The 16987-nt window shown below is 37.2% G+C and carries 13 protein-coding genes; 12 read left to right on the forward strand and 1 reads right to left on the reverse strand.

Translation table 11 applies throughout. The features are described from left to right. Positions 1 to 10 precede the first annotated feature (10 nt). From IPJ80_08475 to IPJ80_08520, 10 genes are all read left to right on the forward strand, one after another. On the forward strand, positions 11 to 2212 hold the full coding sequence (locus tag IPJ80_08475) for a RecQ family ATP-dependent DNA helicase (protein ID MBK7913522.1): 2202 nt from the start codon (positions 11 to 13) through the stop codon (positions 2210 to 2212). Then, the gene (locus tag IPJ80_08480; GenBank protein MBK7913523.1) at positions 2213 to 2668 is read left to right on the forward strand and encodes a 3-dehydroquinate dehydratase; all 456 of its coding nucleotides are present in this window, start codon (positions 2213 to 2215) and stop codon (positions 2666 to 2668) included. It begins immediately after the preceding gene. Between the two features lie 8 nt (positions 2669 to 2676). Next, positions 2677 to 3729: a 3-dehydroquinate synthase gene (gene aroB, locus IPJ80_08485; protein ID MBK7913524.1), complete on the forward strand. Its 1053-nt coding sequence runs from the start codon at positions 2677 to 2679 to the stop codon at positions 3727 to 3729. 20 nt (positions 3730 to 3749) lie between these two features. Continuing rightward, complete coding sequence (locus IPJ80_08490) at positions 3750 to 6380, forward strand: transglycosylase domain-containing protein (protein ID MBK7913525.1); 2631 nt, start codon at positions 3750 to 3752, stop codon at positions 6378 to 6380. 45 nt (positions 6381 to 6425) lie between these two features. Then, the gene (locus IPJ80_08495; GenBank protein ID MBK7913526.1) at positions 6426 to 6779 is read left to right on the forward strand and encodes a hypothetical protein; all 354 of its coding nucleotides are present in this window, start codon (positions 6426 to 6428) and stop codon (positions 6777 to 6779) included. Next, positions 6779 to 8797, forward strand: a complete 2019-nt coding sequence (locus IPJ80_08500; protein MBK7913527.1) for a peptidylprolyl isomerase — start codon at positions 6779 to 6781, stop codon at positions 8795 to 8797. Before IPJ80_08495 ends, IPJ80_08500 begins: the two co-directional genes overlap by 1 nt. A gap of 11 nt (positions 8798 to 8808) precedes the next feature. Further along, complete coding sequence (gcvT, locus tag IPJ80_08505; protein ID MBK7913528.1) at positions 8809 to 9918, forward strand: glycine cleavage system aminomethyltransferase GcvT; 1110 nt, start codon at positions 8809 to 8811, stop codon at positions 9916 to 9918. A 63-nt stretch (positions 9919 to 9981) separates the two neighbouring features. Further along, on the forward strand, positions 9982 to 10479 hold the full coding sequence (locus IPJ80_08510; GenBank protein MBK7913529.1) for a transcriptional regulator: 498 nt from the start codon (positions 9982 to 9984) through the stop codon (positions 10477 to 10479). Between the two features lie 43 nt (positions 10480 to 10522). Next, positions 10523 to 11647, forward strand: a complete 1125-nt coding sequence (locus IPJ80_08515; protein MBK7913530.1) for a DUF1015 domain-containing protein — start codon at positions 10523 to 10525, stop codon at positions 11645 to 11647. A gap of 15 nt (positions 11648 to 11662) precedes the next feature. Beyond that, entirely contained in the window at positions 11663 to 12838 is a 1176-nt protein-coding gene (locus IPJ80_08520) for an amidohydrolase family protein (GenBank protein ID MBK7913531.1), read from the forward strand. Here the strand turns inward: IPJ80_08520 and IPJ80_08525 are convergent. Beyond that, on the reverse strand, positions 12831 to 13460 hold the full coding sequence (locus IPJ80_08525; protein MBK7913532.1) for a hypothetical protein: 630 nt from the start codon (positions 13458 to 13460) through the stop codon (positions 12831 to 12833). The genes IPJ80_08520 and IPJ80_08525 overlap by 8 nt on opposite strands. A gap of 217 nt (positions 13461 to 13677) precedes the next feature. Between IPJ80_08525 and IPJ80_08530 the strand changes: the two genes are divergently transcribed. Further along, positions 13678 to 15342: a DUF1800 domain-containing protein gene (locus IPJ80_08530; GenBank protein MBK7913533.1), complete on the forward strand. Its 1665-nt coding sequence runs from the start codon at positions 13678 to 13680 to the stop codon at positions 15340 to 15342. A gap of 29 nt (positions 15343 to 15371) precedes the next feature. Then, positions 15372 to 16970: a DUF1501 domain-containing protein gene (locus IPJ80_08535; GenBank protein ID MBK7913534.1), complete on the forward strand. Its 1599-nt coding sequence runs from the start codon at positions 15372 to 15374 to the stop codon at positions 16968 to 16970. Positions 16971 to 16987 lie beyond the last annotated feature (17 nt).

Here is a 16987-nt window from a genome sequence, read left to right on the forward strand (position 1 = left end):
ATAGAAACCGATGTACACAAAAGAAGCGATTTACGACGCATTAAAATACCATTTTGGATTTGAACATTTTAAAGATACCCAGGAACACATAATATCCAGCCTTCTAAATGGTAAGGATACATTCGTGATTATGCCCACCGGCGGAGGTAAATCCTTATGTTATCAGTTGCCGGCTTTGATGATGCCAGGGACCGCAATTATCATTTCCCCATTAATTGCCTTGATGAAAAATCAAGTGGATTCAATTCGAGGGTATGGTCAAACGGATGAAATTGCTCACTTTCTAAATTCTTCGCTCAACCGCTCAGAAATTAAACAAGTTAAAGAAGACATCGTACGAAGTAAAACCAAATTACTCTATGTCGCTCCTGAAACCCTGCAAAAAGAAGAAACCATTGAGTTTTTAAATTCCGTCGATTTATCTTTTATAGCAGTAGATGAAGCGCATTGTATTTCAGAATGGGGACATGATTTCAGACCGGATTACCGAAGAATCCGGGATATGATCAATTCGCTTAATAAACACATTCCAATAATTGCACTGACTGCAACAGCTACACCGAAAGTTCAAACCGATATCGTGAAGAGTTTGGAAATGGTTGATCCACATATTTACATTTCATCCTTTAACCGAAGTAATCTTTATTACGAAGTACGGCCGAAAATTACCAGAGATCAAACCATCCGTCAAATTGTACAAATTATAAAATCACATCCGGGTGAATCGGGAATTATTTATGTGCAGGCTCGTAAAACCACTGAAGACCTTGCACAAATACTTTCTGTAAATGGAATTAAAGCGGCTCCCTATCATGCCGGAATGGAAGCCAAATCAAGAACCCAGGTGCAAGATGATTTCTTAATGGAAGAAATTGATATCATTTGTGCAACCATCGCATTTGGAATGGGTATCGATAAACCGGATGTTCGTCTTGTGATTCATTTCGACATTCCAAAAAGTTTGGAAAACTATTATCAGGAAACTGGCCGTGCGGGTCGGGATGGAATGGTGGGTGATTGTTATGCATTTTTCTCAAATGCCGACTTGTTGAGATTGGAAAAATTTCTAAGAGACAAACCTGCTTCTGAACGCGATATGGGTGCCCAATTATTGGATGAAATGGAAGCCTATGTTGAAAGTGCAGTTTGCAGAAGAAAATTTGTACTCCATTATTTTGGTGAAGAATTTGATACAGAATCTTGCAAGCAAATGTGTGACAATTGCAGAAATCCGAAACCTCTGATAGAAGCGAAAGACGATATGCTTTTGGCACTCAAAGCCATTCAAGCACTCAATCAAAATTTTACAATCAAAACATTGGTTGAATTTATTTGTGGTGTTAAAACAAAAGACATTCTGGATTACGATTTGGATCGGAATGAGTTATTTTCAAAAGGAATTGAAAAAGGAAGTTTATATTGGTTTTCACTTTTCCGACAGGGAATTTTAATGAACCTCATCATTAAGGATATTGAAACCTATGGGATCTTAAAATTAAGTGACCTCGGTCTGGAGTTTATCAATAAACCTTATAAAATTCAAATCAGCATTAATCACGATTATGGCGATACTGCATCCATTATCGATGAAGATGCTGCGCCTTCACAAGGAGCTGCACTGGATCCAAATTTATTTAAAACACTGAAAGACATTCGCCTCGAAGTTGCCCGTAAGAATAAAGTGAAACCCTGGGTCATCTTTTTTGATCCTGCTTTGGAAGAAATGGCCACGCGATTTCCAATCACCATCGATGACCTATGTAAAATATCCGGAGTCAGTAAAGGGAAAGCAGAGCGATATGGAGAACCATTTTTAGAATACATCAGGAAATATGTTGAAGAAAATGAAATCGAGCGTGCAGAAGATTTTGTGATCCGGCAAGTTGCTGATAAATCAAAAAACAAAGTGGAAATCATTAAAAACATCGATAAGAAAATTCCTCTGGAGGATATTGCAAAAAATCTTCAGATGAATATGGAGGAGTTGATGGAAGAATTAAATATGATCGTTTCGTCTGGAACTAAAATCAATATAGACTATTACATTAAAGACAATGTGGATGAATATTCAAAAGAGGACATCTACGATTATTTCAATCAGGCTGATTCGGATTCAGCTGAGGAAGCTTATAAATCCTTGAAAGAAGATGATATCACGTTTGAAGAAATTCGTCTGATCCGTCTGAAGTACATGTCTGAAATGGTTAATTAAATGTGGACGATTCCTATCATTCACGGTCCGAATCTAAATCTTACCGGAGCACGTGAACCCTCCATTTATGGAAATCAAACTTTCGAAAACTTCTTTGAGAGTTTGATAACAGAATTTCCAAATTTACAACTGAGCCTCCATCAAAGCAATTCTGAAGGTCAATTGGTTGACTGGCTTCAGGACTTTCGGGTTAAAGCAGATGCAATAATACTCAATCCTGCAGCTTATACCCATACATCCATAGCCATCCGGGATGCAGTTGCCGCAATTAAAATTCCGGTAATTGAAGTACATATCAGTGCGATCCAATCGCGGGAACATTTTAGAAAGCATTCTTTGATTCAAGACTTATGTTTGTTTAACATTCAGGGTTTTGGTTTGAATGGATACCGTATGGCTTTATTAAGGCTCTCAGAAATTCTGGATGCCGATTCACTCAACCCAATTATAAAATAATAATAGTTTTGAAAACATACAGTAGTTTGATTTTTTCAACCGCTCCATGGGAGCGTTTGCATGCATTTTTGGAAAATCAAAAATACAGTGCAATTCATGTGTTGGCTGATGATCAAACCGAAACGTATTGTCTTCCCATTTTAAAAGAAAACCTTCAGCATTCCATTACCAGTTGTTTTGTAATTCAATCCGGAGAATCATCAAAATCTTTGGAATCCTGTATTAAAATTTGGGAGCACTTGCTTCACCAAAATCCGGATCGAAATACATTGATCATCTGTCTTGGGGGTGGCGTTATCACCGATTTGGGCGGTTTTTGTGCTTCGGTTCTTTTAAGGGGAATGGACACACTTTACATTCCTACCAGCTTAATGGCCATGGCTGATGCTGCAATCGGTGGCAAAACAGCCGTTAATTTTGAATATTATAAAAATCAAATTGGCAGTTTCCATGCACCTCTCGGCATTGTAATTGACTATCGGTTTTTAACCACCTTGCCGGATCGACACATGCGCAACGGCTTTGTTGAAATTATTAAGCACAGCTTGATTTCATCACCTTCCTACTGGTGGGATATTACAAATTTAACATGGCCGCTTTCTCCAAGTGTTTTGCAGGATTTTATTAAAAAATCAATACGTACTAAAACTGAAATTGTCGAAAAGGACTACCTTGAAAACGGAAGTCGTAAAGTCCTGAATTTTGGCCATACCATAGGCCATGCACTGGAAAGTTTTTGTATGGCAAATGGACAGGATGTCCTGCATGGAGAAGCCATCGCTGTTGGGATCATTTGTGAATCGTTTCTATCCGGCCAACGCTATCGCTGGAAAACGCATGTAGTAGATCAAATCAAAACGATCTTAAAACCGTTTACAGGCACACTGAAATTTACATCAGACGATTACCCTGAAATAGTAAAGTTTTTAAATGCAGATAAGAAAAAGCAAAACCGGGAAGTCCGTTTTAGTCTGATTGAGCAAATCGGTCAGCCCAATTTAAATCAACGAGTAACGGAAGAAGAGCTGCTCAATTCTTTGGATTATTATAATTTAAGTTAGACTTTTGTAGTTAAAGATTTATGGCATTCTGGAATCAAATAAAATCATCCCTGATTAAACTGTACAAGGAGTTTAAATTTACGGATATTTATTCCGGTAAAACCACAGAAGATAAAGGATGGTTTCCAAATGCCACCTTATTAATTTGGAAAGTTTTTCTCTCAGGAATTGCATTCCTTTACTTGAGTTTGTTTTTAGTGTCTTTTGATAACTTGCCTACATTTGAAGAACTTGAAAATCCATCCTATAATCAGGCATCCATCATTTATTCAAATGATCTGAGCATACTTGGTAAATTTTATATCGAAAACCGGGAATTCATTCCATACGATAGCCTGAATCCACATTTGGTAAAGGCCTTATTGGCAACCGAGGATTCCAGGTATTACAAACATTCAGGAGTTGACTTTTTGGCATTATTGCGGGTTGGAGTTAAAACGATTTTATTAAGCCGCCAGGAATCGGGAGGAGGCAGTACAATTACGCAACAATTGGCAAAATTGTTATTTGAACGTCCAAATCTGGAAGGCAGAAACCCACTCATAAAAATATTTTTAATGCTCCGTATTAAATTTAAAGAGTGGTTAACGGCAATCAAATTGGAAAAGAGTTATACGAAGGAAGAGATCCTTGCTATGTACTTAAATAAGTTTGATTTCTTGTACGGGGCCAATGGGGTTCAAACTGCTTCTCAAACTTATTTTGGTAAAAACCAAAAAGAACTGAGTATTGATGAAGCAGCAACGATTATTGGCATGCTTAAAAATCCTACCAGATACAATCCGAAGCGTTTTCCGAAGTTGGCAACAGAACGAAGAAATACGGTTCTGGCCTTATTGCATGAAAGTGATTACATCAATCAAGCTGATTTTAAAAAATTAATGGCGCTTAAAATGGATGTTACACAGTTTAAAAGAGAATCTCACCTCGAAGGGATGGCCATGCATTTTAGAGCAGAACTGGGAAAGTGGCTTAGAAATTTATTGGATGATGAACGTTATCGGAAAGCTGATGGAAGTAAATACAACTTTTATGAAGATGGTCTAAAGATTTATACTACCATCGATCCGGTTTACCAAAAATATGCTGAACAAGCTGCGCATGAGCATATGATGAAAGTTCAAAAGTCTTATTTTAATATCTGGAATAAAGCAGATCCATGGACGTATGAATCGGATGATAACATGCTAAAAATTCGAAAAGAGGCTTTGAATTTAATGATTAAAGAAACAGATCGTTTTAATACGATTTGGCAACAGCATTTTGGTAGTATTCTGGTAAAAATTGAATCTGAAATTGGCAATGTGGATATCAGTGACCGCACCATTCAACGATTAATTAATGAGGAAAAGGAACCCGGATCTTTAAAAAAGGAATTGAATAAGAAATTAATCAATGAAACGCAATATGATTTTTCTTTGCAGATATTAAAAAGTAAAAACTGGCCGCTATTAAAAAAAGAATGGACCTCATTTGAAACAGATGTTCGGAAAGCAATGACTACACCAATCAAAATGAAAGTGTACGACTATGTGAGTATGAATGAAAAAGATACGGTAATGAGTCCGCTGGATTCCATTAAGTTTCACAGAAAACACATGCAAATTGGATCCATTGCAGTTGACCCGCACACAGGAGAAGTAAAAGCATGGGTTGGGGGTACTAATTTTAAGTATTTCAAATACGATCACGTTACATCGAGAAGACAGGTGGGTTCAACATTTAAACCCTTTGTGTATGCAACTGCAATTGCGCTCCAGGGGATTTCTCCATGCAATGAATTTCAGGATATCCAATATACCATTCCTGCCAATGATCCGAATTTTAATTTACCGGAGGCCTGGTCTCCTGGAAACGCTGTTGAATCTTTTACCGGCGCAAATTTAAATTTGTATAAAGCCCTGGCCTTATCTAAAAATTCAATCACAGTAAAACTGGTTATCTTATTAGGAAGTGTCGAACCTATTCGTGGGTTATTGCACAATATGGGCATAGATTCCTCTTTACGCAGGCGTGATGGGGGTTATTTGATTCCAAAATTTCCATCAATCGTATTAGGTTCTTCAGATCTTTCAGTAATGGAGATGACAGGAGCTTACACAACCTTTTCAAACAATGGAGTGTATACCAAACCAACGTTTGTAACTCGCATAGAAGATAAAAATGGAAAGGTAATTTATCGAAGTACTCCAACAAACAGTGTAGCACTCTCTCCCAATTACAATTATGTGATGGTTGATTTATTGAGAAAGTCTGGCGGTGCCTGGAGTTTGAAAGTGCCCAATGGTGGAAAAACCGGTACCACCAATGATTATGTTGACGGTTGGTATATGGGAATAACACCTAATTTGGTGGTTGGAACCTGGGTAGGTGGAGAAGATCCATGGATTCGATTTTTGTCTCTTGAAATGGGACAGGGCTCCGTGATGGCAAAACCGTTCTTTATGAAGTTTATAGCAAAGCTAGAAGAAGATAAGGATTCTGGTTTTGATCCAAATGTTGAATTCATAAGACCACCGGGGGATTTGGGAGTTGAATTGAATTGTGAAACTTTTAAACAAATGATGGATACACACAATGCCGATCAGTCCTTACAACCAAAAAATAATCAAAATACAACGGATGAAATTTTTGAAGACGCACCGCAGTAATTTAACATTGGCAAGTGGGTGTTTTATTGATTAAATAAATAAGGTATGACAACAAACAAAACGTGTTTACTAAATGGAATCATTTTATTAGCTCTTGGTTTTTGGGGATATGCGGCAAATCAATTTGCCTTGCACACGGGAATCGTTCCTATTGGATTTGGGGCCTACTTATGTTTATTTTCTACAAGACATTCCATTGAAAATAAATCACTTTTCTTTTTTAACGGCGGACTTACCCTTGCATTTATTTTTGCTATGATCCGTCCTTTGCTCCGAAATATCGAGCAAGCAGATTTGGAAGGTATTTGTCGAGTCAGTCTTGAAATGGCTGCTTGCGTAATGGCTGTGATCGTTTATATTCGCAGTTTAAATTCAGGCCACCAAAAGGATGTTGCTTAATGCAAAAAAGAACTTATAGTCTGATCATTGTATTGGGATTACTGTTCCTGATGGGATCGCTTGTGGCATGTTTTCCTCCTGATGATCAGGCAAAATTATCTACTGACTACAATTTAAGGGATCCTGAAATCCGTCAAATTTTAGACGCCTCAGATCGACGTCGTACGGACACACTTTTAGTCTATTTGCAACATGAAAAAGCATCGTTCCGATACCTTGCAGCACTTAGTTTTGCTTCCAACCGGGACACTTTAGCAATTCCAGGTTTGATTCAACTTTTAAAAGATCCTGTAGAAAAAGTAAAGCAGGCTGCTGTATTTGCACTGGGCCAAATTGGAAATTTAAAAGCAGAAACAGCATTGATTCAATCTTTTATTCCTATCGATTCTGTAGGTCCTTATATTCAAACCAATGCCTTGATCCTGGAGGCCCTTGGAAAATGTGGAGGGGATTCAACGCTTAAACTGATTTGTAATATTAGCAGTTATGCTCCCACAGACAGTCTTTTTATTTACGGTCAAATTGCAGCCTTGTATCGATTTGGACTTCGTGAAAAATTTTGTGAAGCATCGGTTGAAAAATTTGTAAAGCTTGCAACTGACAATCAGTATCCGGATAATGCACGATTGCTAGCTGCACATGGATTGCAACGATTCAAATCATTCAAACTGAATGATTATTTTGAACGACTAAAAATTGCATGCCGCGAAGAAAAAAATCCGGATATTCGAATGTGTCTGGTTACCGCTTTGTCCCGAATTCCCGGACCGGCGACCATCAGTACCTTGGAGGAATTGTATTCGCGTGGATTAGACATTCGCATTCAATCCAATATTGTCAAAGGATTGATAAACCAGCAAGGCTTGTCGGCACAATTTTTTGCACTAAAGGCTATTCAAAATCCTTCGCTTCAGGTATCCGTAGAAGCAGCTCAATTTTTAAAAGAAAAAGGATCTTCAGAAATTTCAGAGGAGTTAAAAAAATTATGCGAACAAACCAATCTTCCCTGGCAGGCGCGGAGTCTTGTGTTTGAAGCCGCACTAAAATACATTCCATCCTATTTGGTTTTAACAAAACAATCCATAGAATGGTCGCTTAAAACCAGCATCAATCAAACTAAAAATCCTTATGAAAAAGCTGCTTATCTGAAAGCGATTTCCTGGTTGCCAAAAGAATTGTCATTCATCATCAGCTTGGATCATCCAAAAGCATCCCCCTATTTGCGTACCACCATTGCTGAATGCGTAGAAAAAATTCTCAAGTCTCCGGATTTTACTCAAATCTATAAAGGCAGTTACAATCCAATTTACTATACCTTGTCAACGTATTTTACAAAACAATGCGCTGAAGCAGATCCAGGAGTTCTTGCTATCATGGCTTCTGTTTTTAGTAAACCGGTTCCACTTTCAAAAAAATTCTTTTATGCAGATTCCATGTTGCAACTTTCACAATCAAAATTGAAATTGCCTCAGGACATAGAAACTTATAATGAATTGGGAAAATGTCTTGCATCGCTTCGAAAAACTACATTTACTCCAAAAGTTCCTGAATACAATCATCCGATTCAATGGACTGTTTTAGATAATTACCGGGATACAATTCAAGGAATCATTCTGACCAATAAAGGTGAATTGACGTTCGAACTTTACCCAAAAGAAGCTCCGGCTTCAACAATCAATTTTTTAAATCTCGTAAAAGAGGGTTTTTATAATGACAAAGTATTTCATCGGGTGGTACCAAATTTTGTAGTTCAAATCGGTTGTCCGAGAGGAGATGGTTTTGGTGCGTTGGATTATACCATTCGCTCAGAAATTTCATTTATAAATTATCAAAGCTCAGGAATGATTGGAATGGCAAGTGCTGGTCCGGATACAGAAGCAACACAGTTTTTTATTACCCATTCACCAACTCCTCATTTAGATGGACGGTATACAATTTTTGGGAAATTGATCAGTGGCCAGGAAGTACTGATGAGTATTTGTCAATCTGATGTTATTAAATCCATTCAAATAAAATAAGAAAAAAATTTATGAAAAATACAGCACTAACCGAAGTTCATATTGGACTGGGAGCAAAAATGGCAGAATTTGCAGGATACAATATGCCGATTTCTTATGCAGGAATACGTGAAGAACATGAAGCCGTCAGAAACCATGTAGGCGTATTTGATGTAAGTCACATGGGTGAATTTATTATTCGCGGAAAACATGCACTGGATTTAATTCAAAAAGTAACCAGTAACGATGCTTCCAAATTGAAAATAGGCCAGGCACAGTACTCTTGCATGCCCAACGGTACAGGTGGAATCGTAGATGATCTTTTGGTGTATCGATTAGCAGAATCCATGGGCGATGCAGGTGAACCAGCTTATATGCTGGTAGTCAATGCTTCTAATATTCAAAAAGATTGGGACTGGATCTCTAAACACAATAGTTATGGAGCAACGATGTTGAATATTTCAGATGAAACCGGTTTGCTTGCAGTACAAGGTCCTAAAGCCATTGAATTGTTGCAAAAACTGACATCGGTAGATTTAAGTGCAATTCCTTATTATCATTTCCAAAAAGGAACATTGGCTGGAATTGACAATGTATTGATATCTGCAACTGGCTACACCGGCGCAGGAGGTTTTGAACTCTATGTCGATAACAAACACCTGTTGCATTTATGGAATGAAATTTTTAAAATTGGCAATGATTACAAGCTTCAAGCAGTTGGATTGGGAGCTCGCGATACCTTGCGTCTTGAAATGGGATTTTGCTTATACGGAAACGACATCGATGATACCACCTCCCCACTTGAGGCAGGATTGGGATGGATTACCAAATTGGATAAGGCAGATTTTAATGGCAAACAATTGATGCTCGATCAAAAGAAAAATGGATTGCAAAAAAAATTAGTGGGCTTTATTATTGAAGACCGCAGAGTGCCTCGTCATGGATACCGTGTGATCAATGTCAATGAAGAAGTAATTGGTGTGGTAACTTCCGGAACACAATCTCCTTCACTCAACATTCCAATTGGGATGGCTTATGTTCCAATCGCTTATACCAAGGAAGGGACTCAGATAAAAGTTGAGATGGGTTCAAAATCAGTAAATGCTAAAGTTTGTAAAATTCCATTTTATAAAGCCAATTAAACATTTTCTTTAAGTTCGCTTTGAACCTTTTGCCGGTATTTCAATTTATTCTAAAACCTTTCATTGGAATACAGGGATTGTAAAGACCAGTTTATTGCTACCTGGGGCCAATTAGGCCCACAGTGGGGAATCAATAAAACAATGGCTCAAATCCATGCTCTTTTATTAATTGCTAACGAACCCATGAGTTCAGAGCAAATTCTAACAGAGTTGGCTATTTCAACCGGTAACGTGAATATGAATATTCGTGCTCTGTTGGATTGGGGTTTGGTTTACAAAATCTCTAAAGATGGGGAACGTTGTGAGTTTTACGTCGCAGAAAAAAATTTACACCTGGTTTTCAAACAAATACTCCTCAATCGTAAAAAAAGAGAACTGGATCCAATCCTCAAAGATTTAAATGATTTGGTCAGTTGTACGGATAAATGTGATAAAAGCAAAGAATTTAAAAAAATGGTATCTGAGCTAAATGACTTTGCCCAAAAGGTAGATCATGCACTGGAATTGCTCATTCGAACAGATTCTCATTGGTTTTATAACACTTTAATGAAAATGCTCTGATTCGACTTAAAATTCTCGCTATTTTAGCCCTTTAATTTGCAATGTGAATATTAAACCGTTTCATTACTTATATCCGGATTATAAGCGGATACTCAAAAGTGAAGAATTTTTCAATTCTATCAAGAATACTTTCCCTGATTTACGCAAGGAAGGTCTGTTTCTGGACGGGAATTCTAAATCCCTGTTTGTTTACCGGATAAAATCAAAAATCAAAACCTATCATGGATTACTCGCAGCTATTGATATACATGATTATTTAAAAGGGTTAATCAAAAAACATGAAAATACATTAACCCATCAGGAAGATAATATTAGTAATCTTATGAAGGATCGTCAGGCGATTATCAAACCCGTTTTGATTGCTTACGACGAACAAAAGAAAATCAAAGATTTAATTGCAAGGAGTTTCTTAGGGATTAAACCGAAATTCAAAATTGAATTTGAAAAAGAACAGCAAATCCATGAATTTTTTGAAATTACTGACAAAGTGGTTATTGCTGCTTTTCAAAAAGAATTTAAATCCAAAGTAAAAAAAGCGTATATCGCAGATGGACATCATCGAATGGCAGCAGTATGTAAATTTATTTTACAAAATCCGGAGCTCAGTAAGAAAAGTCTCAATTATATCATGTGTGCATTGTTTGATTTTAACGAATTGAGCATTCTTCCATACAATCGCTTGATTCGGGTGAGTGATGTAATTCCAGTTGACGAGTTTATCAAAGTATTGGGAAAATATGCATCCATAACAAAAATCAGAACCCCCATTGCAAGCTCAAAGAAAAATGAAATCACAATGATCACAGTTAAACAGAGTTATAGTTTTAGCTGGCATAAAGATGTATTACAATACTTCAAACAAAAAAATGGAATTGCTTTTGATATAGATATTTTCAATGAAATAATTCTTCGTGATTTATTGGGCGTGCAAAGCATTCGTTCAAGCGATCGGGTAAGTTATATCGAAGGAATCAAACCACTTAAAACGATCAGTAAGATGGTAACAGATCAACCTGATCATATTGGCTTTGCATTCTTCCCGGTCCGGAAACGTGATTTTATTAAAGTAGCAGACGAACACATGGTATTGCCACCCAAAAGTACCTGGTTTGAACCCCGAATCAAGAATGGGATCGTTGTGCAGGATATTGATCTAAATATGAAATAAGTTGTCAATAGGTACTTGAGAAAATTAACCGCTGATATTATCTATTCCGGAAACCGGGGCTGGTTAAAGGATACAGTGATCTTGGTAGATCACACAGGTCAAATCCTTTCGTTAAGAGATCGATCAGAATTTCAACCCAACGAATACGAATATTTTCCAGGCATGCTGTTACCTGGTTTTATCAATGCACATTGTCATTTGGAATTGTCTCATTTGCGTGGAAAATTTCAAACAGGAACCCAGCTTTTACCATTTCTTAAATCAGTTGTTCAAAATAGAGAAGTAGATCCTGATTTTGTGTTGCAAAAAATCAAAGAAGGCGATGAAGAAATGTGGAAAGAAGGAATTGTAGCAGTTGGAGACATTTCAAATAAAGTGGATACGAAAGCATGTAAAGAAGCTAGTTCAATTTACTACCATACCTTTGTTGAAGCATTTGATTTTTTACAAGAGTCCTTGGCAAGCAGTTTTTTTGAAAGCTATAAATCCGTTTACGATGCATTTGGTAATCTTCCCAAAACGATGGTACCGCATGCGCCCTACAGTGTATCCAAATCCTTATTTTCAAAGATCAATGACTTAAACGCTGGATTTTCAAATATTAACAGCATACACAATCAGGAATGCATCGATGAGGACCTTTTATTTCTAAATAAAACCGGAGGTTTTGTTGAATTTTGGGAATCTTTTGGATTTTCAATGCAGGATTTTGAGCCTATTGGAAAAGATTCAGTATCTTATACGATCAATCATTTGGATCCCTCCCATCCGGTGTTATTTATACACAATACACAAACCAGACTGCATCAAATTCAAACGATTCAACATTGGAATCCTGCTACCTATTTTATAACTTGTCCTAATGCTAATTTATTTATTGAAAATCAGCTGCCTGATTATACGCAATTTAAAAATGCAATCGTATGCATTGGTACAGATAGTCTGAGTTCAAACTGGCAACTTTCTATTTTGTCTGAAATCAAAACCATCCTCAAATATCAATCTTATTTGTCACTTGACGAAGTATTGCGTTGGGCTACTTATCATGGAGCACTGGCATTAAATATTTCTGATTGGGCAGGAAGTTTAGATGCAGGTAAAAAGCCAGGCATCAACTGGATCCAGGATGTTGAACACAATGGAACCGATTGGCAAATAAAACCAGAAGCCAGCGTTTATAAAATTAGTTAGGAATTTTCTTATTAAAGATCAAACGGTATTTGTCTTGCACTAAAACAAAACCCTTGTCAGTTAATTCAGTGATCTTGTATTGATGCAATTGTTGATTTTCTGAATTTTTAAATATAAATTGATCTTCTTTCACTTCCCAGTTAGATCCCATAAATTGAATGTTTTTTGCAAAGGTAGAACTGCTAACCATTTTGCCATCTGCACGCAATTCAACATCCATTTTTATTTTTTGAATTAATTCTTCGGTCATATCCATGGCATTGACTGCAATGTCACCGGCTGCTTCGCCTACCATAATACCCAATTCACCGAGATCTTTTCCAAAGCTGGATAAAGATTTAGCAAATGACTTGGCAATAAATTCCATTTTACCTTCTGCTGTACTTGTATCAATTTTACTGGTATCCATTTGTTGAGCAAACTCAGACTGTGCTTTGGAGATTTCTTCCTTAGCTTTGTTAAGAGCTTGAGTAACACTGTCTTTTACAGATTGTTTGTCAAATGATTTACTATCTAATTCAAGATGGACTGAATAAGTTCCTACCATATTATCTTTTTCTTTTTTATTTTCTTTACATGCAATTAAAATGCATAGACAAGCTAATAACAAACTCTTTTTCATTTAAGTTCCAAATTTTTACAAAGATATGAAATTGAAAATTCATCTAAGAATCAGTCAGTTAATTGTTTGAAATTTTAAATTAGTATGCAAATAAGAGCTAACGGTAAAATTAAATTTTGCTCTATGTCAGCTTGTTAGAAGTTTTCAATTTAACAAAATTATAATCCCGGAATTAGTTATGAAATCCTAAATTTGATCCACATGTAAGATATTAAATATGGATCGTAAAGATTTTTTATCAATTTGGAAGCAAAATCGGCTGGAAAACCGCCCTTCGCCACTGGCAGGCCTTGATCCTTACAATGGACCTTGGACGCAAAAACAGGCTGTCCATTTGTTGAGAAGGCTTTTGTTTGGGGTTAAAAAGGTGGACGTAGACAAGGTTTTAAGCCAGGGGATGACCAATGCACTCAAAGATTTGCTAACGGTAGATCCGATACCTGCTCCGCCCTTAAATGTTTATAGCACGGCTCAGGTTCCAGATCCTGATATTGCTTTTGGTCAAACCTTTGTCAATGCTCCAATTAATGCAGCTCTCCCTCCGGAGTATTACCAGGCCCGTACCGATGTGTTCAAAGCCTGGTGGGTTGGCAATATGCTCAATCAGAAAGCAAATATTACTGAAAAAATGACCCTGTTTTGGCATAACCATTTTGCAGTCGAAGCTGACACAATTCAAATTGCCCAAGCTATGCATCAATATTATAAATTGTTGCGTGATAATTGTCTTGGCAATTTTAAAACCTTAGCCAAACTGGTTAGTATTAATCCGGCCATGCTGCGTTATTTGAACGGATATTTAAACAGCAAGGCAGCTCCGGATGAAAATTATGCCCGTGAGTTACAAGAATTATTTACAGTTGGGAAAGGACCTGATTCGAAATTTACAGAAGACGATGTAAAAGCAGCAGCCAGAATTCTTACCGGTTTTCGGATTAATCCGCTGGTCATGCCGCTGACTTATTATTTTGATTTTACACAACACGATGATAAAGACAAAAAATTTTCTGCGTTTTATAACAATAAGATAATTTATGGAAGGGTTTCAATTCTGGGCGAAATGGAACTCGATGAATTAATTTCCATGTTGTTTGACAACATCGAAACAGCACGCCACATCTGTCGTAAAATATACCGCTTCTTTGTGTACTATGAAATCGATGATCAGATCGAAAACCAAATCATAAGACCATTGGCAGATTACATGGTACAGCAAAAGTTTGATATCCTCAAAACATTAAATCTACTATTCAGTTCGCAACACTTTTACGACAATGCATCCATTGGTTGTGTTATTAAAAGTCCATTGGATTATGCTGTTGGAATGTGTCGTGAATTCAATATTGCTTTTCCGCAACCTGTAAATGATGTGACCCTGATCAATCAATACCTTGCCTGGGGAGGGATAGCTTCACTGGCTGCCTACCAGGGATTAAATATTGGAGAACCACCTGTTGTTGCCGGTTGGCAAGCCTGGTATCAACAACCGCAGTATCATGAAATCTGGATTAACGCCGATTCTCTTGCAAATAGAAATAGGGTAGCAGAAAATATCAACAGTCCAAATGGAGTTCCTATTTTAACTGTCACATTAAAAATTGATCCAATAGAATTTGCTTCTCAAATGCCGAATCCACGTTCCGCTTTTGATTTGGTAAAGGATTCTGTCAGCTATTTGTACAATCATGATTTATCAGACAAATCATACAATTACTTTAAAAGCTTTTTAATTACAGGGTATCCAAACGATAGTTATTGGACCTTAGCCTGGGAGCAATATGCAGGCAATCCGACAGATCCGGTTTTAAAAAATGCAGTCAGCACGCGATTGAGTGCTTTGTATAAAGAAATTTTAAGTCAGGCAGAATATCATTTGTCCTAAGGGCCTTTGTGCTTTCTAAAATTAAAACAATGAAAAGAAGAAAATTCATACAAAATACAGCAGCCGGTGTAGTAGTTCCAAGCTTGATTAATGGCTTATCTGTGCAGGCATACAGCAACCCATCTTTGTTGCAAAATTTATTTGCTCCGGGTGTGGATACCGATCATGTATTGGTATTAATTTATCTCGGTGGTGGGAATGATGGTTTAAATACCTTAATACCGCTGGATCAATATGCAAATTATGTAGCAGCAAGACCTAATATTTATTTAAACAGCAATTCACTATTGCCTTTAAACGGTCAGAGTAAAGTGGCCTTGCATCCTGCCATGAAAGGATTTCAAACACTCTACAATGAAAATAAATTAAACATTGTTCAATCTGTTGGATATCCAAATCCGGATTATTCGCATTTTCGTTCAACTGATATTTGGACCAGCGGTGCGGATTCAAATCAGGTGCTGAGTACCGGATGGTTAGGGCGCTATTTAAATACAGAGTATCCGGGATTCCCATTAAATTATCCGAATGCAAAAGATCCGGATCCTTTGGCGGTTCAGGTTGGTGCTAATTTGCCTTTGTTATTTCAGGGTCCCAATGCACAGATGTCTATGAATGTTTCCAATCCGGATATTTTTGGAGCCTGGCCCAATGGCATTGACGATCCTGCATCAAATGATAATTATGGTAAAGAATTGGATTTTATCCGCACCATTGGAAGACAATCTAAAAGCTATGCCGATGCATTGCTAAATTCTTATATCAAGGGAGTCAATGTTGCGAATTATCCGGCGGGTAATTATCTGGCAGATATTTTAAAAGCGATTGCTCGCATTATTAATGGGGGTTTAAAAACCCGCTTGTATTTAGTGAGTTTGTATGGTTTTGATACGCATTCTGATCAAGTCATGGTTGGAAATAAAACAACTGGCGTACATGCAAACCTATTGCAATCTTTATCTGATGCAGTATTGGCATTCCAAAGAGATTTGGAAGGACTTCGATTAGATGATCGGGTTTTGGGAATGACTTTTTCTGAGTTTGGCCGTCGGATTAAAGATAATGTAAGTGGTGCGAATGGAGCCGGTGGTACTGACCACGGTGCAGCAGCTCCAGTGTTTTTGTTTGGTAAAAATGTTCAACCGGGGATCATTGGTGCCAATCCAATAATTCCTTCCGTTGTAAATGAGTACGATAACATTCCTATGCAATATGACTTTAGATCGGTTTATAATTCAGTACTTCAAAATTGGTTTTGTGTAAAGGATCCTGCATTAACTGAAATATTAATAAAAAAATATCAGGACCTTCCAATTGTAAAAAAATCAAATTGTATAACCGATACAACGGATTTAAACGCGCTAAACGATACCATCGACATTCAGATCTATCCCAATCCATTGGTTGACCGGGTTACAATTCAAACGAAAGTGATTGATGGCTATGCAATCATTCAATTGATCAGCCCAATGGGCGTGGTTGTAAAAACCATCCATAAAGGAAAACTGAATGCAGGAAGTCATTCCTTTGATCTGGAAAACGAACAATACCCAAGCGGCAATTATTATGTTCGCATCCAGCAAGGTCCTGCTCAAAAAACAATTCCATTGATGGTTTTAAAACCTTGATAAGAATATAAAAAAAA

This window comes from Saprospiraceae bacterium (genome assembly GCA_016714025.1).
In the GTDB taxonomy this organism is placed as follows: domain Bacteria; phylum Bacteroidota; class Bacteroidia; order Chitinophagales; family Saprospiraceae; genus Vicinibacter.